12 protein-coding genes, 16 tRNA genes, 1 rRNA gene and 1 pseudogene are annotated in these 19425 nt (G+C 49.6%); 6 read left to right on the top strand and 24 right to left on the bottom strand.

The window, feature by feature from the left end:
* Nucleotides 1–2 precede the first annotated feature (2 nt).
* Both MHH78_RS07415 and MHH78_RS07410 read right to left on the bottom strand, forming a co-directional pair.
* A complete protein-coding gene (locus MHH78_RS07415) occupies nucleotides 3–896 on the bottom strand; it encodes a carbohydrate ABC transporter permease (RefSeq protein WP_036700398.1) in 894 nt (297 codons plus the stop codon).
* Nucleotides 897–932: 36 nt separating this feature from the next.
* A complete protein-coding gene (locus MHH78_RS07410) occupies nucleotides 933–1799 on the bottom strand; it encodes an ABC transporter permease (protein WP_339314977.1) in 867 nt (288 codons plus the stop codon).
* Nucleotides 1800–2368: 569 nt separating this feature from the next.
* Between MHH78_RS07410 and MHH78_RS07405 the strand changes: the two genes are divergently transcribed.
* Nucleotides 2369–3250, top strand: coding sequence for a helix-turn-helix transcriptional regulator (locus MHH78_RS07405; RefSeq protein WP_076085611.1), 882 nt, complete (start codon nucleotides 2369–2371; stop codon nucleotides 3248–3250).
* A gap of 50 nt (nucleotides 3251–3300) precedes the next feature.
* Here MHH78_RS07405 and MHH78_RS07400 read toward each other — a convergent pair whose 3' ends face one another.
* Both MHH78_RS07400 and MHH78_RS07395 read right to left on the bottom strand, forming a co-directional pair.
* Nucleotides 3301–6366 carry a glycoside hydrolase family 2 TIM barrel-domain containing protein gene (locus tag MHH78_RS07400; protein WP_341167004.1) on the bottom strand — a complete coding sequence of 1022 codons (3066 nt, stop codon included), beginning with the start codon at nucleotides 6364–6366 and terminating at the stop codon, nucleotides 3301–3303.
* A 108-nt stretch (nucleotides 6367–6474) separates the two neighbouring features.
* Nucleotides 6475–6870 (bottom strand): MerR family transcriptional regulator, encoded by a 396-nt coding sequence (locus MHH78_RS07395; RefSeq protein ID WP_341167003.1) that lies wholly within the window; start codon nucleotides 6868–6870, stop codon nucleotides 6475–6477.
* 154 nt (nucleotides 6871–7024) lie between these two features.
* Between MHH78_RS07395 and MHH78_RS07390 the strand changes: the two genes are divergently transcribed.
* Nucleotides 7025–7945, top strand: a complete 921-nt coding sequence (locus MHH78_RS07390; protein ID WP_341167002.1) for an aldo/keto reductase — start codon at nucleotides 7025–7027, stop codon at nucleotides 7943–7945.
* Nucleotides 7946–8121: 176 nt separating this feature from the next.
* Nucleotides 8122–9102: a serine hydrolase domain-containing protein gene (locus tag MHH78_RS07385; RefSeq protein ID WP_339311580.1), complete on the top strand. Its 981-nt coding sequence runs from the start codon at nucleotides 8122–8124 to the stop codon at nucleotides 9100–9102.
* A 143-nt stretch (nucleotides 9103–9245) separates the two neighbouring features.
* On the opposite strand, the gene MHH78_RS07380 is transcribed toward MHH78_RS07385, so the two are convergent.
* Entirely contained in the window at nucleotides 9246–10205 is a 960-nt protein-coding gene (locus MHH78_RS07380; protein ID WP_341167001.1) for a carotenoid biosynthesis protein, read from the bottom strand.
* 164 nt (nucleotides 10206–10369) lie between these two features.
* Between MHH78_RS07380 and MHH78_RS07375 the strand changes: the two genes are divergently transcribed.
* Nucleotides 10370–10939: a TetR/AcrR family transcriptional regulator gene (locus MHH78_RS07375; RefSeq protein ID WP_341167000.1), complete on the top strand. Its 570-nt coding sequence runs from the start codon at nucleotides 10370–10372 to the stop codon at nucleotides 10937–10939.
* Between the two features lie 226 nt (nucleotides 10940–11165).
* Here the strand turns inward: MHH78_RS07375 and MHH78_RS07370 are convergent.
* Nucleotides 11166–11399 (bottom strand): annotated as a pseudogene (locus tag MHH78_RS07370) (thiamine pyrophosphate-binding protein); the annotation flags it as partial.
* Nucleotides 11400–11590: 191 nt separating this feature from the next.
* Nucleotides 11591–12067 carry a MarR family transcriptional regulator gene (locus MHH78_RS07365; RefSeq protein WP_341166999.1) on the bottom strand — a complete coding sequence of 159 codons (477 nt, stop codon included), beginning with the start codon at nucleotides 12065–12067 and terminating at the stop codon, nucleotides 11591–11593.
* 235 nt (nucleotides 12068–12302) lie between these two features.
* On the opposite strand from MHH78_RS07365, the gene MHH78_RS07360 reads away from it, so the two are divergent.
* Nucleotides 12303–12758: a RidA family protein gene (locus MHH78_RS07360; RefSeq protein ID WP_341166998.1), complete on the top strand. Its 456-nt coding sequence runs from the start codon at nucleotides 12303–12305 to the stop codon at nucleotides 12756–12758.
* 24 nt (nucleotides 12759–12782) lie between these two features.
* A complete protein-coding gene (locus tag MHH78_RS07355) occupies nucleotides 12783–14279 on the top strand; it encodes a monooxygenase (RefSeq protein WP_341166997.1) in 1497 nt (498 codons plus the stop codon).
* A gap of 197 nt (nucleotides 14280–14476) precedes the next feature.
* Here the strand turns inward: MHH78_RS07355 and MHH78_RS07350 are convergent.
* From MHH78_RS07350 to MHH78_RS07270, 17 genes are all read right to left on the bottom strand, one after another.
* Nucleotides 14477–14555: transfer RNA gene (locus MHH78_RS07350), tRNA-Leu, on the bottom strand.
* A 32-nt stretch (nucleotides 14556–14587) separates the two neighbouring features.
* Nucleotides 14588–14661, bottom strand: a tRNA-Cys gene (locus tag MHH78_RS07345).
* Nucleotides 14662–14669: 8 nt separating this feature from the next.
* Nucleotides 14670–14744, bottom strand: a tRNA-Gly gene (locus tag MHH78_RS07340).
* A 6-nt stretch (nucleotides 14745–14750) separates the two neighbouring features.
* Nucleotides 14751–14825, bottom strand: a tRNA-Gln gene (locus MHH78_RS07335).
* A gap of 20 nt (nucleotides 14826–14845) precedes the next feature.
* A tRNA-His gene (locus MHH78_RS07330) sits at nucleotides 14846–14921 on the bottom strand.
* 48 nt (nucleotides 14922–14969) lie between these two features.
* Nucleotides 14970–15045 (bottom strand) — tRNA-His (locus MHH78_RS07325).
* A gap of 27 nt (nucleotides 15046–15072) precedes the next feature.
* Nucleotides 15073–15146, bottom strand: a tRNA-Trp gene (locus MHH78_RS07320).
* Between the two features lie 6 nt (nucleotides 15147–15152).
* Nucleotides 15153–15238 (bottom strand) — tRNA-Tyr (locus MHH78_RS07315).
* A 6-nt stretch (nucleotides 15239–15244) separates the two neighbouring features.
* Nucleotides 15245–15320 (bottom strand) — tRNA-Thr (locus MHH78_RS07310).
* A gap of 15 nt (nucleotides 15321–15335) precedes the next feature.
* Nucleotides 15336–15411, bottom strand: a tRNA-Phe gene (locus MHH78_RS07305).
* A gap of 132 nt (nucleotides 15412–15543) precedes the next feature.
* Nucleotides 15544–15621: transfer RNA gene (locus MHH78_RS07300), tRNA-Asp, on the bottom strand.
* A gap of 6 nt (nucleotides 15622–15627) precedes the next feature.
* Nucleotides 15628–15701, bottom strand: a tRNA-Met gene (locus MHH78_RS07295).
* A 32-nt stretch (nucleotides 15702–15733) separates the two neighbouring features.
* Nucleotides 15734–15809 (bottom strand) — tRNA-Val (locus MHH78_RS07290).
* A gap of 20 nt (nucleotides 15810–15829) precedes the next feature.
* Nucleotides 15830–15904: transfer RNA gene (locus MHH78_RS07285), tRNA-Glu, on the bottom strand.
* A gap of 135 nt (nucleotides 15905–16039) precedes the next feature.
* Nucleotides 16040–16129: transfer RNA gene (locus tag MHH78_RS07280), tRNA-Ser, on the bottom strand.
* A 3-nt stretch (nucleotides 16130–16132) separates the two neighbouring features.
* Nucleotides 16133–16208, bottom strand: a tRNA-Asn gene (locus MHH78_RS07275).
* A gap of 61 nt (nucleotides 16209–16269) precedes the next feature.
* Nucleotides 16270–19197 (bottom strand): 23S ribosomal RNA (locus MHH78_RS07270).
* Nucleotides 19198–19425 lie beyond the last annotated feature (228 nt).

Below are 19425 nucleotides of genomic sequence, written 5' to 3'. Positions count from 1 at the left end.
TTCTAACCTTTGACCGCTCCGATCGTCAGCCCCTTCACGAAATAACGCTGGATGAACGGATACAGGAACAGAATCGGTCCTGTGACCACAATCGCCATCGCCATCTTGGTGGATTCTGTCGGCAGATCACTGCCTAAGCTGACACCGGTACCCGCGCCCATATTGGCGATGAAGGAGGCTGAGTTGATGACATTGTATAAATGGAACTGCAGCTGATACTTATGCGGATCATTAATGAACAGCGATGAGGAGAACCAGTCGTTCCAGTAAGCCAGCGCAAGGAACAGGCCTACCGTAGCAATCCCGGGCATCGAGAGCTGCAGTACAATGCGCCAGTATATTTTGAAATCCCCTGCCCCGTCAATCTTGGCCGATTCGAACAGCTCCTCCGGCACCGCCGAGCGGATGAAATTCTTCATCAGAATAATCAGGAACGGTGTCATCAAACCGGGGAAAATCAGCGCCCCATAAGAATCGGTCAGATGCAGATACTTAGTGATCATAATGTACCAGGGCACCAGTCCCCCGCCGAACAGGGTCGTGAAGTAAATATAGAACGAGAAGGTATTGCGGTATTTGAAATCCTTGCGGGCCAGCACATATCCGGCCATCGTCATGAAGAACAGTCCCAGCGTCGTCCCCGTCACCGTAGTAAACAGCGTCACCCCATACGCCCGCAGTACCTCATCAGGGAAGGTGAATACCGTCTTGTAGCCCTCCAGCGAGAACTGCGCCGGGATGAAATGATAACCATCCTTGATGATGGACTCATTAGCCGTCAAGGAAGCCGAAATAATCAGCAGGAACGGAATCAGACAGGCTAAGGAGCCCAGTATAATTACCGTATAAGCTACTCCCTGCAATAGCCTGGTGTATGAGTCGTCTTTGATTTGCATGCTCTTTCTCTCCTTCCGCAGCAGGTTCCGCACAACCTAGAACAAGGCGTAATCGTCATTTATTTTACGGATGATATAGTTGACCGTCATAATCAGGATGAAGCCGAACAGCGATTGATACAGGCCGGCCGCCGTGGCCATCCCGACATCGAAGGTCACCTTGAGCGAGCGGAACACGTACGTATCCAGAATATCCGTTGTATTGTACAGCACCCCGTTATTGCCAATCAGCTGGTAAAAGAGGTCAAACTGCCCCTTCATAATACTCCCCAGCGAGAACAGCAGCAGCATGACGAAGGTCGATTTCAGCATCGGCACCGTGATATACCAGATCCGCTGAAAAATGTGGGCACCGTCAATTTTGGCCGCTTCATAATATTCCTCGCTGATGCCCGTGATGGAGGCCAGGTAGATGACCATGCTGTAGCCGAGATTTTTCCAGAGATAAAAGAGAATGATCAGGAAAATCCAGATGACCGGATTATTATAAACATCCACAGGATTCGCCCCGAACTGAGTCAGCAGCGTATTCAAGAAACCGTTATCATAATTGAACACATTGTAGACGATAACGCTAAGAATAACGAACGATACGAAATACGGCAGGAACATGACCGACTGGGTCAGCTTCTTGAACCACTTCACCCGCAGCTCGCTGAGCAGAATCGCACAGATAATCGCCAGCACATTCCCGAGTAAAATAAAAGCCAGATTGTAGCCGATCGTATTGAGCGTCAGCTTCACCAGCGTCCCGGACTTCCAGAGGAATTCAAAGTTCTTCAGCCCCACGAAGGGAGCATCGAACAGCCCGGAATTGAAATCAAACTGCGTGAACGCATAATAGACCCCAACCATCGGAAAATACGAGTTAATTAGAAAGAACAACAGCGTAGGCAGCAGCATCAGGAACAGAATCCGGTTATGGACCAGCTCATGCACGAAGCCCTTCTTCCTTGTCTTCCGGGTGCCGGACTCAAGCTGCGGGGACAGCCCGCCCGCTCCCTTCAAGGGAAGCTGGGTGACGAGCGGTATACCGGTCTTGCGTTTGCGGTGTCTCAAAGCCTTCACTCTCCTATGCCTATAGATAAGTTGCCGCGTCACTGGGTTCGAAGCCTCTGCCCTTGGGCCTTGATGGCCCCTGCGGCTTCGTGAAATCCAATGTATGACCTGAGTATAGAAGAAGCCTCCTGCGGCTGAACAGTGAAGCTTCGGGATATTCCTGTACTTTACGGCTAACCGCACTGTGCACTTATCATACATTTGTGCAGTAATCGCAAGTTCAACGCAAATAAGCCCCCGGAGCACTCCTTAAGGAGAAGAATCCGGGGGAATTTGGGTGGTCGCGCTGGACCTATCCACAGCCTTACGATTTAAACTTGCCTGTAATAAATTATAGGTGATATACTCTGGGAAATGTACTAATTCTCCAACCTAAACTTTCAATATCCAAACTTTCTTCAGGAGGCCAGCCCATGAACCCGCTTCTGTTCCGCATCCCTCCCCTGCCGCATTATATAGCCAGCGGCCTCAATCACTGCCAGCCCGGCTATCAGCACCGGAGCCGCCAGCAGATCAAGGTATTTGACTTGCTCATTGTCCAGCAGGGATGCCTGTATATCGGCGAGGAGGAGCAGCGCTTCACCGTGAAGGCAGGCGATGCCTTGATCCTTCGCCCCGACTGCCACCACTTTGGAACCGAAGGCTGCAAGGAGGATACGGCCTATCACTGGCTCCACTTTCAGACCTTCCATGACCTGCCCGCCTTATCGGTGACAGGGTCCGCTTCCGGCACTCTGACTGAGACTACAGGAGAGCATCCCGCTTCTCTATTCGATATCAGCTCCTTCAATCTGGTGTTATCGCAGTTTGTTAACTTACTTCTGCCGGACAGAGCTTACGAGGTATTGGAGCAGCTCACGCAATTGCAGGCCACCGCCCACCTCGAAGCCGTCCGCTTCCGGCAGCAGCTCCTCTTCCAGGATCTCCTGCAGCAGCTGGCCGCTTCTGTGAACCCGGAGCACCGCAGCTCCCAAACCACCCTATGTGCCGAGCAGGCCGCCTCCTATCTCCGCACCCACTACCGTGAAGAGATTACAACCGCCATGCTGGGAGACAGCCTCAACTTTCATCCGGTCTATATCGCCCGTTGCATGAACAAGGTATATGGCTGTTCACCCATGGAATATCTGCTCCGCTACCGTATCGGACAGAGCAAGCTGCTGCTGATGCAGACCAGCTTCCCGATCTCCCGGATTGCCGGAGAGGTCGGCTTCAACCAATCCTCCTACTTCAGCTCCAGCTTCATGAAGCTGGAGGGGTTGTCGCCGCGCGAATACCGGCAGCGCTTCTCATGAAACAGGCCATCAGCGAAGGATACGCTGATGGCCTGTTTACTTAGTGATGATTACGCCTCCGGCAATGCCGCCGTCAGCGTGAATTCGAACTCCAGCTGCTGACCGGCGGCATTCCGGTATTCCGGATGCACCGGCGCCCCCCAGCTGTCATCCCCGCCCACACCCATCTGCTGCGCCGCGAGGGTGACAACCGTGTAGTGCACCTTAGGCAGCTCATAAGCATGTGCTGCCTGCTCCAGCTCGAACGCTGTATACGGTGACAGCGTACATTCCAGCGGCTGTCCCGCAGCCGCCTGAACCTGCAGCCCATACCCCCGGCTGTCCGTGATGCTCACCTCACGGACGCCCGTCCGGTTGCCGGATTCCTGCGGCACCAGATACGGTGACGGCAGCTCCGTCACCTTACGCCGGAAGCGGGTGAGCCGCGCTCCATGTGCGCGGTCACTGTAGTTCTCTTCCGGTCCGCGGGCATACCACTCGGTGGCCTCGTAGTCTGCCGGCATCCGGAAGGATACCGCCACTACCGGCACATCCGGCAAGCCGTCTGCTCCGGTGTAGACCATCCGGACACGGACGCTGCCGTCGGCATGGACCGTGTATTCAATGCTTGCCTTCAGCTCACTGCTGATGCTGAAGGCATAGTCGAAGCTGACCGTTGCCCGGTCTGCTTCGGTGTGCAGGCTGACCGCCGTACACTGGCGGGCCAGACTGGCCGCGAACCAGCCGCCGGCATGGTACCCCAGCGCGGTCCCTTTATCATTATCGGTCGTTGCCCGCCAGAACAGCGGAGCCGGCGGAGTCGCAACCATCTCGCGCCCCCCGTAGCAGAGCGACACCAGGGAGCCGGCCTGCTTGGAGAACAGGGCGGAGAAGCCGCGCCCGGTGACCCCGATATTTACATCCCCTTCAATGACGCCGAACTCCCCGGACGCAGGCAGCAGTGCCTTTTTCCCGCCTGCTGTTGCCCCGGCTGCTTCTACGCGGAACACATGCTCTCCATAAGCGGTCTCGAACCCGGAATCCGCCCATAGTTCAGCCTCCTTCAGCGTAAGGCTTACCGCCAGCGTGTACTCCCCTGGAGCTGTGGATACATCCGGCAGTTCCAGCGAGATTCTCGCCTCTTCCTGAGCCGCAACCGCAAGCTCCTGCTGCCCCTTGAAGATCTCCCGTCCTTCTCTGAGCAACCTGAACTCCAGCAGCAGCCGCTCCGTTCCCTCGAACAGATTGCCGTTGATCACTGTCACGGCATCCGCTTCAGGAACAAGCCGGATGTTCTGGTAGAGGAACTTCACCTCCTGCATCTTCGGCGTAAGGGTCCGGTCAGCGAAGACAATCCCGTTGCCGCAGAAGCTGTAGTCCGTCGGCCGGTCAGCGAAATCCCCGCCATACGCCAGATACTCTTCACCGTACCGGTCCTTGGCTACCAGCGCCTGATCGATGTAATCCCAGATGAAGCCGCCCTGATAGAGCGGATAACGGCTCTCCAGCTCGATATATTTATGGAGTCCTCCAACCGAATTCCCCATAGCATGCATATACTCACAGCTGATATACGGCTTATCCGGCTGATTCTCCAGGTATTCCACAATGTCGGCGGGCTTGGCATACATCCGGCTCTCCATATCACTGCTGTCATTATATTTGCGGTTATGGAAGACTCCTTCATAATGCACCAGCCGTCCCGGATCAGCCTTGCGGAAGTAATGGGACACCTTGAGAATGACCTCACCTGCATACGATTCATTGCCGCAGGACCAGATCAGGATCGACGGATGATTTTTATCGCGCTCCAGCATCGATACCGCCCGGTCCATGACAATCCCCTCCCACTCCGGCTTATCCCCGGGGATGTTCCAGGACGGCTCAACGGCGCCCATCTTCTGCCACGAGCCATGGGATTCCAGATTCATCTCATCAATCACATACACCCCGTATTCATCACACAGCTCATACCAGAGCGTCTGATTCGGATAATGCGAGGTCCGCACTGCGTTGATATTATTCTGCTTCAGGATGATGATATCCTTAATCATATCTTCCCTGGAGATGTTCCGTCCTGTGCGGGGGTTGAACTCATGGCGGTTGACGCCTTTGAACATGATCCGTTGGCCATTCAGCAGCATCAGCTTGTCCTTCAGCTCGAACACGCGGAAGCCCGCCCGCTGCACAATCGCCTCCACCAGTTTCCCTTCGCTATTACATACAGAGATACAGACGTTATACAGGTACGGATTCTCCGCGCTCCACAGGAACACCTTGCCTGCATCCATACTCAGAGCCGCCTTGCCCGCCACAGCCCGTCCTTCTGCTGTCGCCACCACAGCGCCGGCCGCATTCTTCAGCTCCATTCGGATTACAGCTTCGGCCTCTGACGCCATGCGAAGTTCAGCCGTTAACTTGCCTTCCTCATAGGAAGCATCCAGCCCCGCCTGAATCCGCAGATCCTGTACATGCAGCTCAGGAACCGTATACAAATACACCTCACGAAAAATCCCCGAGAACCGCCAGAAATCCTGATCCTCCAGCCAGCTCCCCGTGCAGCGCTGATAGACCTCAACCGCGAGCTTATTGGCTCCTTCCTGCAGATAGGGTGTCAAATCGAATTCCGCAGGGGTGAAGCTGTCTTCGCTGTAGCCGACGAAGTGCCCGTTCAACCATACATAACAAGCCGCCTCTACCCCCTGAAAAGAAATAAAGACCGGTCCCTTCCCCATATTCTCCGGCACCTCAAAAAACTTCACATAGCTGCCCACCGTATTACTGCTCACCGGAATCTCCGGCGGTCTTACAGCATCCAGACCGTCCCAAGGGTACATCGTATTCGCATATTGCGGCCTGCCGTACCCCTGAAGCTGAATATGACCCGGCACCTGGATATCCCCCCAGCCTCTCGTATCATATTCCGTCTTATAGAAATCCTTAACACGGGCTGCCGCATTCACCGCATAGCTGAATTTCCAATCTCCGTTCAGAGAGTGGCGCAGCGCCATGGGGGCTTGTCTCTCCGCTTCCTCCATCGTTCTATAATAGCGGTGGTCCGAATGCGCTTCCAACCGGTTCACCTTAAATACAGATACATCGCTCAGCCAATCCAGACTAGGTTCATTGCCTGACATTATAGTGTCCTCCTTCATCTTCTTGAAGTGAATATGTTCCTTATTCTACCCAAAGTTTGCCCCGGCTCCAAGAAGCGGATCACAACTTCAGTGCAGATAACTTACTTTTCAGGTGGTTTTATGATTTCCGGAGGCTTTAGCTTCATTCTCAAGGGAGGCGAAATAAGCGATCTTATGGTCAATCTTCCGGGCAAAGCTCTGAAAGAACTTAATTTTCTCATCGATATGCTGTTTATGCTCCTGCAGCAGTCTGCGCTGGTCGGGCAACGCTTCTTTGCCTTCCTGCGAGAGCGCAATGAATTGCTTAATGTCCGCTATAGCCATTCCGGTATCCTTCAGGCAGCAGATTAGCGAGATCAGCTCCAGATCCTCATCATTGAAGCAACGGTTACCGTTCACATCCCTTGCCACAACCGGCAATACACCCTCCCGTTCGTAGTAACGCAGCGTATATTGGCTCAGTCCGCTTTTTTGTGCTATGGTTTTGATGCTGTATCCCATCATGCAGCTCCTTTCTGCCAACCATGGCTGGCTTCACCTATATGTAAAGGTAACACCAATCCGTTTCTATGAACAGCCACTCTATGATTCTATTGACTTACACCTAACTCTAAGGTCTAAGCTTACACTATACCTTCATTTAAGGAGTGAATAATTAATGGTAAAAAGAATTAATGTGGCTAACGGTACACTTGAGGTGTCCGAGATTTCACTCGGCTGTATGCGGATCGCTGATTTGTCTCCCAAAGAGGCTGAAGTCCATATCCACAGCGCCCTTGAGGTGGGGATAGACTTTTTCGACCATGCAGATATTTATGCCGGCGGCAAAGCGGAGGAAGTATTCGGGGATGTACTGGCCACAAATCCCGGCATGCGCGACCGGCTGATGATCCAGGCCAAATGCGGCATCCGCAATGGCTTCTTCGACTTCTCCAAGGAGCATATCGTGAGCTCAGTAGAGAACAGCTTGAAGCGGCTGCAAACTGATTATGTAGATGTCCTGCTCCTCCACCGCCCCGATACCCTAATGGAGCCCGAGGAAGTAGCCGAAGCCTTCGATGATCTGGAGCGCAGAGGGCTGGTCAAGCATTTCGGCGTCAGTAACCAGAACCCGCTGCAGATTGAGCTGCTAAAAAATAACGTCAAGCAACCCCTTCTGTTCAACCAGCTTCAGCTCAGCATCATGGTTACCGGCATGATTGATGCCGGCTTCAATGTGAACATGACCAATGCGGGTTCCGTAGTCCATGATGGTGGTATCCTGGAATACAGCCGCCTGCACGATATGACCATCCAGCCATGGTCGCCGTTCCAATACGGATTCTTCGAGGGCGTATTCCTGGGCAACGAGAAGTTCCCTAAGGTGAATGAAGTGATTAACCGTCTTGCCGCAGAAAAAGAGGTAACCGATACCGCCATCGCGACCGCCTGGCTGCTTCGCCATCCGGCTAAGATGCAGCCGATTGTCGGCACCACCAACACCGCGCGCCTGCTCGACATCGCCAAGGCCTCCAGCATCACCCTCAGCCGCGAGGAATGGTACGAGATTTACCGCGCAGCGGGGAATGTGCTGCCTTAAACCAGACCATCTGTATGAAAGACCCGCAAATCCTCTTTAGAAAGGGGTTTGCGGGTCTTTTTGTATTTGCACCCATGACTTCAAGCAAGTTTTATAATAGGCTCTTGCAAAAAATTTTATATCATAATACGCTTTTCACAGACATCGATGTACTTATATTTAGAAGGAGAACAAGTATGAATAACAGAATTCTAGATTTCGAGAATCTGATTAAAACAGAGTATGGCAATATTGCAGGTATTGTAGTACTGCTCGGCAGCGAAAAGGTATATGAAGGCTATTTTGACGGCTACACCGCTGACGATCCGATCCATATTGCATCGGTGACGAAGAGCGTTGTGTCTGCACTGATCGGCATTGCCATAGACAAAGGCTATATTAAAAGCATTGACCAGAAAGTATTGGAATTTTTTCCTGATTACACGGTCAAACGCGGTGAAAAAACGATACAGAATATCACCATTAAAAATATACTGACAATGACCGCACCGTATAAATACAAGTCGGAGCCATATACAAAAGTCTATACCAGCGAGGATTGGACCAAAGCTGCGCTGGACTTGTTGGGTGGCAAGGGCGATCCTGGAGGATTCAAGTATTCCACAATCGGCCTACAAGTCCTGTCGGGAATCCTCACCAATGCAACCGGCCAATCTGTACTTGATTTTGCCACAGAACATCTGTTTAAACCACTGGGGATCAAAGCGCCCCCTAATGCAAATATACATTGTAAAGAAGAGTATTTGGCGTTCCTCAAAGATAAATTTGTTAATGGTTGGATCATAGATCCCAAAGGAACGAGCACCGCCGGTTGGGGACTTACCTTAACCCCCTTGGATATGGCAAAGATCGGTCAGTTATACCTAAATGAAGGTTTGTGGAACGGCAAGCGAATGCTATCCGCAAAATGGATCAAGGACAGTACCCAAGAAAACAGCCGATGGGGAGAGTTACCTTACGGGTATTTATGGTGGATTGTTAACAATGAGGGACAAGGTTGTTATGCGGCTTTGGGCGACGGCGGAAATGCGATTTACGTAAATCCCGACAAGAAAATCGTAGTTACGATTGCTTCCCGTTTCATGCCGCGTGCGAAGGACAGAATTGAATTGATTACAAAGTATATCCTACCGTTGTTTGAGCCGACAAAGGAGTAACCGACATCACCCTCAGCCGCGAGGAATGGTATGAGATTTACCGCGCAGCCGGGAATGTGCTGCCTTAACGAAGAAGGCAAAAAATACACCACCAGCTTTAGACGAAGAGTCTAAAGCCTGGCGGTGTTTTCTGTTTTCTTTAACTACCTCCCGATTGGACTTGCTTTTTTACCCATCTTATAAATTCCAATCCACGCTAACATTAATAAGATCTGAGCCAGAACGACCAGCCACAATACTTCTGTGAAACCTCCTATGAGGCAAAATATAGTGTTAACCAGCGGGAACCCTACGAAAGTAAACATGATCGGAAAATCTTTTTTGGGAGTGATTGAATAATTAACCTTCCGGTCCCAGAACTTTGTGAAAGCTAATGCTAAAACTCCGATTGTAATTACAGAAAGTGCAATCAACATCACCCATTGCATATTAGATTCTCTGGCGAAGAACGGCCCCATATAATTAAAGAAGTTGGATAAAGGTGAGAACATACAAGCCAATGACGCAATGGCCGCCAGAAACGGATAGATGTAACCAACGGTTTTACTGTAGCCTTTCTTTTTATGCCACCATCCCCCAATTAGAATAAAGACGGTCCAATATCCCGCGATATAAATCCATCCTGTAAAATTCATCACGGGCTCCCCGTAGATTTGAGGTTCACCGGCCAGCGGATAATAAGTCCATCTTGCAATGGTTCCATCCATGGTCTCAAAAATCTGTTTAACGGCCACCGGGTCGAGTGAAAAGTCAAACACCATCGCACTTAATCCCGTAATAAACGGTTTCGTCCATGACGGTATATTTACAGACTTTAGAACACGCAAAGTGGAATAAATAATCAAGAACTCAATAATAGGGACAGTAATTGGTATGTTAAACAACATTAAAATACTGCGCCCATAGGCGTAGAACCCTTCCCCAAGCGATGAAGCCGTAATTTCAAAAACGGCGGCGTAAAAGAACACAAAACCTATAAATTGCAGTAAAACCGTTTTGGGATGTGTTTCCTTATCAAGGATATAGAACACCATTAGGACAGCAGCAATTAAGACAAGAATGTCTTGAATAACCCATACAGGCACTACAGTTATACTACCCATTTTCTTCCTCCAATTAATTTAATTTGAATCGAATGTTTAAATAAATTATAATATCATCATGTTAGTTAAACAACAGGCTGTTCGTTTGGATTATGTTAGTTATTATACAATTCATATTAGATTTGTTCATTTACTATTTTATTATTTTAAATTAGGAGGATACGATGTCAGACAAAAAAACAGATCACAGAGTGAGATATACCAAAATGGTTATCAAAGAAAGCTTGTTGAAGCTGCTGACAGAGCGGTCTATCAATAAAGTTACCGTGACCGACATTTGCAGTGAAGCAAATATTAATCGCAACACCTTTTATTCACACTATGCGAATCAGTTTGAGCTGCTTTCAACGATCGAAAATGAACTTTACGAAGAAATTAAGCAGCTTGGGATTAGTTCTGCAAGCCCCCAAAAGCTGTCTTATGAATTATGTAAGTATATAAAAGCGAATAAAACGATATGTGAGGTTCTGTTCTCCGAGCATGGCGATAAAGAATTATTAGAAAGAATTCTTTATATCAGTCACGATTTAACGATTGAGCGATGGAAGCAGGAATTAAAATATTTTGATCCGCAATTATTTGAGTCCTGGTATACGTTCACCGCTCATGGCAGTATAGCCATTATTAAAAAATGGGTGAGCAGTGGTCTGAAGGAAAGCCCGGGTAAGGTCGCAGCTTTTATTGATAAAGCCACAGAGGCAGTATCCAAGGCTTTTTATTCCGAGGAAATATAAATCATAAAAAATGAAGCGGTCCCTCTTTTTTGCGGGCCGCTTCTCTGCTCTTTTGCCAACATTCATTTTCATTCCGACTGATCCGGTTGATCTTTTGCTGCTTGTATAAGTGCGGCCTCTTTCGCTGAAAGCTCATTTATCTATTAGGCTGGAAGGGACATTCATGGCTGTAGACATCGGATATCTTTTCCAGCACTTGCTTATCATATTATGTGAATTTCAATTCACGACTGAGGTTGTCCGCCGCATGGACTGCGCCTTGTTCGTGCCGGGTCAAGATATGCTTGAAATCCGGCTGATGTACCATCGCATCATAAATATAGAGCACATTTCCGCCAGGATAACCGAATACGCACTCTACGCCTTTCTGCAGCAAGCCGCGCAAAAGCACCTCCGAACCGGTGATATATTCCCCTGCTGGCATGGTTGTTTCATTCGTCATTCCTAATTGCTGTTCCATGGGGCAGCCTCCTTTGCAAAATAAAACCCCTTTCCTCCTGAGCAAACTGACAGCCGTCAGCTCGTACAGGGACGGAAGGGGATTGTTTCGCGGTACCACCCAGGTTTACTGCAATCTCGCTTTCTGATAGTAGCATAGACTCGTTTTTTTTCAAATCGAATGAATACCTTTATGCTCAGATGAGAGGTACGTTAGCGATAGAAGTCAACCATATCTCCAAACAACTGTTTAATAAATTCAAGCTCGCTTTCGTTATATTTCCCCAAAAATTCGTACATTCTTTGCTTTTCCTTCGCATGAAGCTCATCATGAGCAGCAAATAGCTTTTTGCCGACAGACGTTAGCCGAAAATACACTTCCTTTTTGTTGTCGTTGAGCTGGGCTTTTCGAACCCAACCTGCCTTTAGTAATTTATTTGCGATCTTGGAGGTATTTCCTTTGCTTAAATTTATTCTCTCCGCGATGGAAGTGAGATTGATCGGCTCCTGCTCACCGATGCACGCAATGATGTGCAGTTCCGTCATATTCAAGCTGAATTCCGATTCAATATATTTCCGGATATCCGCCAGGTATGTGGCAGTTATTCGGGTTTCATATTGCTCTTTTTGCTCAAGAAACTGAACGAAAAATTCATGAATGGCGGTTTTGTTCTTATTGGCAGTATCCATGATTATACTGGCTCCTCAACTTGTTTTTATTATTATATCATAGATTGTTCTCTGTGAAACAAATGTTCATACACTTATTAATATTGGGGTTGACAAGACAAATAGCAACAAAGTAAACTGATATTATTTCATATGAAACAAAAGTAGAATATAATTTTCATCACACTTGTTTTAACAGGCAGTAAAAAAGGTTCCAACGAAACAATAATTGATGAAGGAGGTTTACTGGAAATACTTGACCACTTTTCAAGAGAAGATTTATAAATATGGGAATGGAGCCTACCTGCCTATGAAAATTGTGAATCCGAAGATATTGACGGACAAGGTTACATCTGTAATTTCTCATGTCGTGGTAACTACTGCCTCAAAACTGGCTTTCATCTCAGGTCAGGTTTCTGTAGATGAATCAGGAGCATTGATCGGTTCAGGGGACTATTACGCGCAAGCGATTCAAGTGTTCACCAATCTTAAATATGCATTGGAAGCCGTGCAAGCGGATCCCTTGTGCATTGCAAAAATGAATATTTTTGTCGTTAACCACAGCCCGGATTTGATTTCGATTATTTTTGAAGCCGGATTTCATGTGTTTGGCCCTAACTGGCCGAAGACAGCAAGTACCTATATAGGCGTTCAAGCACTAGCCGATCCTGAATGGCTTATCGAAATAGACGCTATCGTGATCTTCCCATAATGTATAAGAAAAGAGGTTATTGATATGAAATATGAAGTCATCCTGATTGGTGGCGGTCCTGTCGGCATGATGTTGGCTGGAGAATTGGCCTTAGCCGGTGTAAAGGTATGCGTCATTGAGCGACTAAAGGAGACAACCCCATATTCACGTGCGCTTACCGTACATCCACGCACGCTTGAAATATTAGATATGCGTGGAGTGAAATCACAATTAATCAAGCAAGGCCGCTTACTTTCGAGAGGACATTTCGCCGGATTAGAAACTCCTTTGGATTTCTCGGCATTGGATTCTTCTTCCAATCATACCCTCTTTTTACCGCAGAGTGAGACGGAGAAGGTGCTGGAGGACTGGACTCTTAGTCTTGGCGCGGAGGTCCTGAGAGAGGTTGAGGCTCTGTCTGTGCATCAGGATGAGAATGGGGTCAACGTTAAGATCGCGGGACCGCACGGAGAAACAACGTTAAGATCAGCTTATGTGGTAGGTACGGATGGAGCCAGAAGCTTGGTTCGCAAACACGCAAATATATCCTTTGAAGGTACTGATGCGACCTTCACGGCTATTCTGGGGGATGCCGTTCTATCTGATTTGGCTCCTATGAGTGTCATATCCCGAATTACAGAACAAGGATTGGTCAGCATCATTCCAATACAAGATCATATGTATCGAGTCTTGATGATCGATATGGAGAGACGTAACGTCTCCAAGGATGAGAGCGTTACATTGGAAGAATTTCGTTCATCGCTCATCCGTACGACCGGAAGCGACCTGGGATTGAACGATGTGAAATGGATGTCCCGATTTGGAAATGCTACACGGCAAGCGGGACGCTATCGGAATGGTCGATTGTTCTTGGCGGGAGATTCGGCGCACATTCATTTTCCCGCTGGTGGACAGGGAATGAACGTCGGCTTACAAGAAGCGATGAACCTAGGCTGGAAGCTTGCAGGAGCAATCAAAGGCTGGGCTCCAGACTGGCTATTAGACAGTTATCATGCCGAACGTTTTCCATGGAATACGGCCTTGCTCCGGAATACCGAGGTCCAAACCCTGCTTCTGGACGTGACGCCTCTCATCACGGAACTGCGAAGCATGCTGGCTAATCTGATTCAAATACCGGAGGCTAATTATCAAATCGCTGCACAAATTTCCGCCCTGGACGTACATTATGCACCCGACGCTGAAGCGCGTTCCCATCCTTTAAACGGGAAACGTTTCAAAGATCTAAGCTTAAAGCTGAAAGACGGGCAATTAATTAACTCCTATCCACTCCTGCACAAAGGTACTTTTCTTCTGTTGCATTTCCATTCTAATGAACAGAATAGCGGTCAATGGGAAACGTATAGCAACCTTCAAGTTGTACATGCCTCTTTAGCTGAGGCTGACGCGGATTGGAACGACGTCCACACGGCGCTTATTCGGCCGGATGGACATATTGCCTGGGCGATTTCTCTATCCGATCCAAATCCAATTCAAACCATAAAAGAAGGAATCATTCGCTGGTGTGGAGACATTACCGTGTAGTAATTCGGGATAAACTAAAATCACGCAGTGTTGTCTTGCTAGGATCGAAGCCAAGGAACTCCCGGTGGCGCTCGTTATCCATGACCGGCCGGCGGAGTTGGCGACTGGAGGAACTTTTGCGGTAGGGGAAATGATCCAGAAAAATAAGAACAGCCCATTAGATTTTTCATCTAATGGGCTGTTCTTACTAAAAATAATACCGGCGAGAGGACTCGAACCTCCACGGTTTCCCACTCGATTTTGAGTCGAGCGCGTCTGCCATTCCGCCACGCCGGCGTATACATATATAATTTCCAGAAAAAAAATAATGGAGGTGCCACCCAGATTTGAACTGGGGATAAAGCTTTTGCAGAGCTTTGCCTTACCACTTGGCTATGGCACCACATGAAATGGAGCGGACGACGGGAATCGAACCCGCGACCCTCGCCTTGGCAAGGCGATGCTCTACCGCTGAGCCACGTCCGCATATAATGGCTGGGGATATAGGAATCGAACCTATGAATGACGGAGTCAAAGTCCGTTGCCTTACCGCTTGGCTAATCCCCAATATATTTTTAAAAAGAAAATGGGGCGACCGATGGGTCTCGAACCCACGAATGCCGGAACCACAATCCGGTGCGTTAACCCCTTCGCCACGGTCGCCATGTGAAGCTTTTAAGTTGTATTGCTATGTAATTCTTATAAAAGAAATGGGGCGACCGATGGGTCTCGAACCCACGAATGCCGGAACCACAATCCGGTGCGTTAACCCCTTCGCCACGGTCGCCATATGATTCTTTTATATGAAATTACTTGGCAGGGGCAGCAGGAATTGAACCCACACCAACGGTTTTGGAGACCGTTGTTCTACCTTTAAACTATGCCCCTAAAAAATGGTGGAGGCTGATGGATTCGAACCACCGAACACGTACGTGAGCAGATTTACAGTCTGATGCGTTTGGCCACTTCGCTAAGCCTCCACGGTATGGTGCCGGCGAGAGGACTTGAACCCCCAACCTACTGATTACAAGTCAGTTGCTCTACCAATTGAGCTACACCGGCATATTAAGTTGTGTATGGTGGCGCGGGAGGGAATCGAACCCCCGACACAAGGATTTTCAGTCCTTTGCTCTACCGACTGAGCTACCGAGCCATAAAAGTAATTTTGTAAAGATGGCGGAACAGGGCGGGATACTCTTCACTCCGTTACGAGATTGCGAAGTATTCCTTACGATGCCTATGCTTCAACGAACCCAGGGAATTCTCATCCCTTAGCCATTAAAAATGGCGGAACCGACGGGATTCGAACCCGCGATCTCCTGCGTGACAGGCAGGCATGTTAGGCCAACTACACCACGGTTCCAAACAATTGCGGGGGCAGGATTTGAACCTGCGGCCTTCGGGTTATGAGCCCGACGAGCTACCGGGCTGCTCCACCCCGCGTCATTGTACAAAATCTATTCGGTTAAGATAGATGGTGGAGGCTGAGGGGTTCGAACCCCCGACCCTCTGCTTGTAAGGCAGATGCTCTCCCAGCTGAGCTAAGCCTCCATGTATCAGTTCAAAAAAAATGGTGACTCGTATGGGATTCGAACCCATGTTACCTCCGTGAAAGGGAGGTGTCTTAACCCCTTGACCAACGAGCCATGCTGTGTAAAGTATTGCTACGGAGAGAGAGGGATACTCTTCACTTCGTTACGAGATTGCGAAGCAGTGCTAACGAAGCCTATGCTCCAACGAACCACTTAGGGTTCTCATCCCTATTCAAAGAAGTATTGCTACGGAGAGAGAGGGATTCGAACCCTCGAGACGCTTGTGGCGCCTACACGATTTCCAATCGTGCTCCTTCGGCCAAACTCGGACACCTCTCCATATGGCTCCCCGAACAGGACTCGAACCTGTGACAACTCGATTAACAGTCGAGTGCTCTACCAACTGAGCTATCAGGGAATATACATATCAGACTTGATCGCCTGAAAACTGAATCCGAAACGAATCTGCGAATTATTTTTTGGATAAGCCCTCGACCGATTAGTATTGGTCAGCTCCATGCATTGCTGCACTTCCACCTCCAACCTATCTACCTCGTCGTCTTCAAGGGGTCTTACATACTGGGAAATCTCATCTTGAGGGGGGCTTCACGCTTAGATGCTTTCAGCGCTTATCCCGTCCGTACGTAGCTACTCAGCCATGCTCCTGGCGGAACAACTGATGCACCAGCGGTACGTCCATCCCGGTCCTCTCGTACTAAGGACAGCTCCTCTCAAATTTCCTGCGCCCACGACAGATAGGGACCGAACTGTCTCACGACGTTCTGAACCCAGCTCGCGTACCGCTTTAATGGGCGAACAGCCCAACCCTTGGGACCTACTTCAGCCCCAGGATGCGATGAGCCGACATCGAGGTGCCAAACCTCCCCGTCGATGTGGACTCTTGGGGGAGATAAGCCTGTTATCCCCAGGGTAGCTTTTATCCGTTGAGCGATGGCCCTTCCATGCGGTACCACCGGATCACTAAGTCCGACTTTCGTCCCTGCTCGACTTGTAGGTCTCGCAGTCAAGCTCCCTTATGCCTTTGCACTCTGCGAATGATTTCCAACCATTCTGAGGGAACCTTTGAACGCCTCCGTTACTCTTTAGGAGGCGACCGCCCCAGTCAAACTGCCCGCCTGACACGGTCCCCGTACCCGCTAAGGGCACTAGGTTAGAACCTAGATACGATCAGGGTGGTATCCCAACGGCGCCTCCGCAGAAGCTTGCGCTCCTGCCTCCACGGCTCCCACCTATCCTGTACAGATCGTACCCAAATTCAATATCAAGCTGCAGTAAAGCTCCATGGGGTCTTTCCGTCTTGTCGCGGGTAACCTGCATCTTCACAGGTATTAAAATTTCACCGGATCTCTCGTTGAGACAGCGCCCAAGTCGTTACGCCATTCGTGCGGGTCAGAATTTACCTGACAAGGAATTTCGCTACCTTAGGACCGTTATAGTTACGGCCGCCGTTTACTGGGGCTTCGGTTCACAGCTTCGGGTTTAACCCCTAACCGCTCCCCTTAACCTTCCAGCACCGGGCAGGCGTCAGCCCGTATACTTCGCCTTACGGCTTCGCACAGACCTGTGTTTTTGCTAAACAGTCGCTTGGGCCTTTTCACTGCGGCCCCCTCGGGCTATTCACCCTACCGAGGCACCCCTTCTCCCGAAGTTACGGGGTCATTTTGCCGAGTTCCTTAACGAGAGTTCTTCCGCGCGCCTTAGAATTCTCTTCTCGCCTACCTGTGTCGGTTTGCGGTACGGGCACCTTCTCCTGACTAGAGGCTTTTCTTGGCAGTGTGAGATCATGACCTTCGCTACTATAATTTTCGCTCCCCATCACAGCCCAGCCTTACGATGTGCGGATTTGCCTACACACCAGCCTCACTGCTTAGACGGACATCCATCAGTCCGCGTCACTACCCTCCTGCGTCACCCCATCGCTCATAGCGGATTACGGTGGTACAGTAATTTCAAACTGTTGTCCTTCGACTACGCCTGTCGGCCTCGCCTTAGGTCCCGACTTACCCTGAGCGGACGAGCCTTCCTCAGGAAACCTTGGGCTTTCGGCGGATCAGATTCTCACTGATCTTTTCGTTACTCATACCGGCATTCTCACTTGTATACTCTCCAGCGCTCCTTACGGTACACCTTCAACGTATATACAACGCTCCCCTACCCCAGATGCAAAGCATCTAGCCATAGCTTCGGTGGTGTGTTTAGCCCCGTTACATTTTCGGCGCAGAGTCACTCGACCAGTGAGCTATTACGCACTCTTTCAATGGTGGCTGCTTCTAAGCCAACATCCTGGTTGTCTGTGCAACTCCACATCCTTTCCCACTTAACACACACTTGGGGACCTTAGCTGATGGTCTGGGCTGTTTCCCTTTTGACAATGGATCTTAGCACTCACTGTCTGACTCCCGGCAAGAAGTAAATGGCATTCGGAGTTTGACTGAGCTTGGTAACCCTTGCGGGCCCCGCACCCAATCAGTGCTCTACCTCCACCACTCCATTCACCGAGGCTAGCCCTAAAGCTATTTCGGGGAGAACCAGCTATCTCCGAGTTCGATTGGAATTTCTCCGCTACCCCCACCTCATCCCCGCATTTTTCAACATGCGTGGGTTCGGGCCTCCAGTGCGTGTTACCGCACCTTCACCCTGGACAGGGGTAGATCACACGGTTTCGGGTCTACGTCCACATACTCAGTCGCCCTATTCAGACTCGCTTTCGCTGCGGCTCCGGCTTCTCACCTTAACCTTGCATGTTAAACGTAACTCGCCGGTTCATTCTACAAAAGGCACGCCATCACCCATAAAGAGGGCTCTGACTTTTTGTAAGCACACGGTTTCAGGTTCTATTTCACTCCCCTTCCGGGGTGCTTTTCACCTTTCCCTCACGGTACTGTTTCACTATCGGTCGCCAGGTAGTATTTAGCCTTAGCAGATGGTCCTGCTGGATTCATACGGGGTTTCACGTGCCCCGCACTACTCGGGATCCGTCTCGGAGAGAACACAGTTTAGGCTACAGGGCTTTTACCTCTATCGCGGGCCTTTCCAGACCTCTTCACCTACCATATTCCTTTGTAACTCCATGTGAGACGTCCCACAACCCCAAGAGGCAAGCCCCTTGGTTTAGGCTGTTCCGCGTTCGCTCGCCGCTACTGACGGAATCACTATTGTTTTCTCTTCCTCAGGGTACTTAGATGTTTCAGTTCCCCTGGTCTGCCTCTGCGTATCCTATGTATTCAGATACGAGTAACTGCGAATTACCACAGCTGGGTTTCCCCATTCGGACACCCCCGGATCAAAGCTTGCTTACAGCTCCCCGAGGCAGTTTCGTTGTTCGCCACGTCCTTCGTCGGCTCCTGGCGCCTAGGCATCCTCCGTGTGCTCTTAGTAGCTTAACCAATGTGTTTTCCGTTAGGAAAACCGCTTAGCATCGCCATTAATTCAAAACTTGTTTACACAAGTTCAGCTTAAAGGAATGTTCTAAAACGCAAATTCGTTTCGGTATCCAGTTTTCAAGGATCAAGTTTCTTACTTGAGAGCTTAAACTCTCAAAACTGACCAACGAGTGAGTATTCGAACCCAAGGGTTCTATTGTGGAAGTAATACTTCCGATTTGAATGTCTTCG

This window comes from Paenibacillus sp. FSL H3-0333, assembly GCF_038002805.1.
In the GTDB taxonomy this organism is placed as follows: Bacteria; Bacillota; Bacilli; order Paenibacillales; family Paenibacillaceae; genus Paenibacillus_AQ; species Paenibacillus_AQ silagei.
This window is presented reverse-complemented; position numbering and strand designations above follow the sequence as displayed.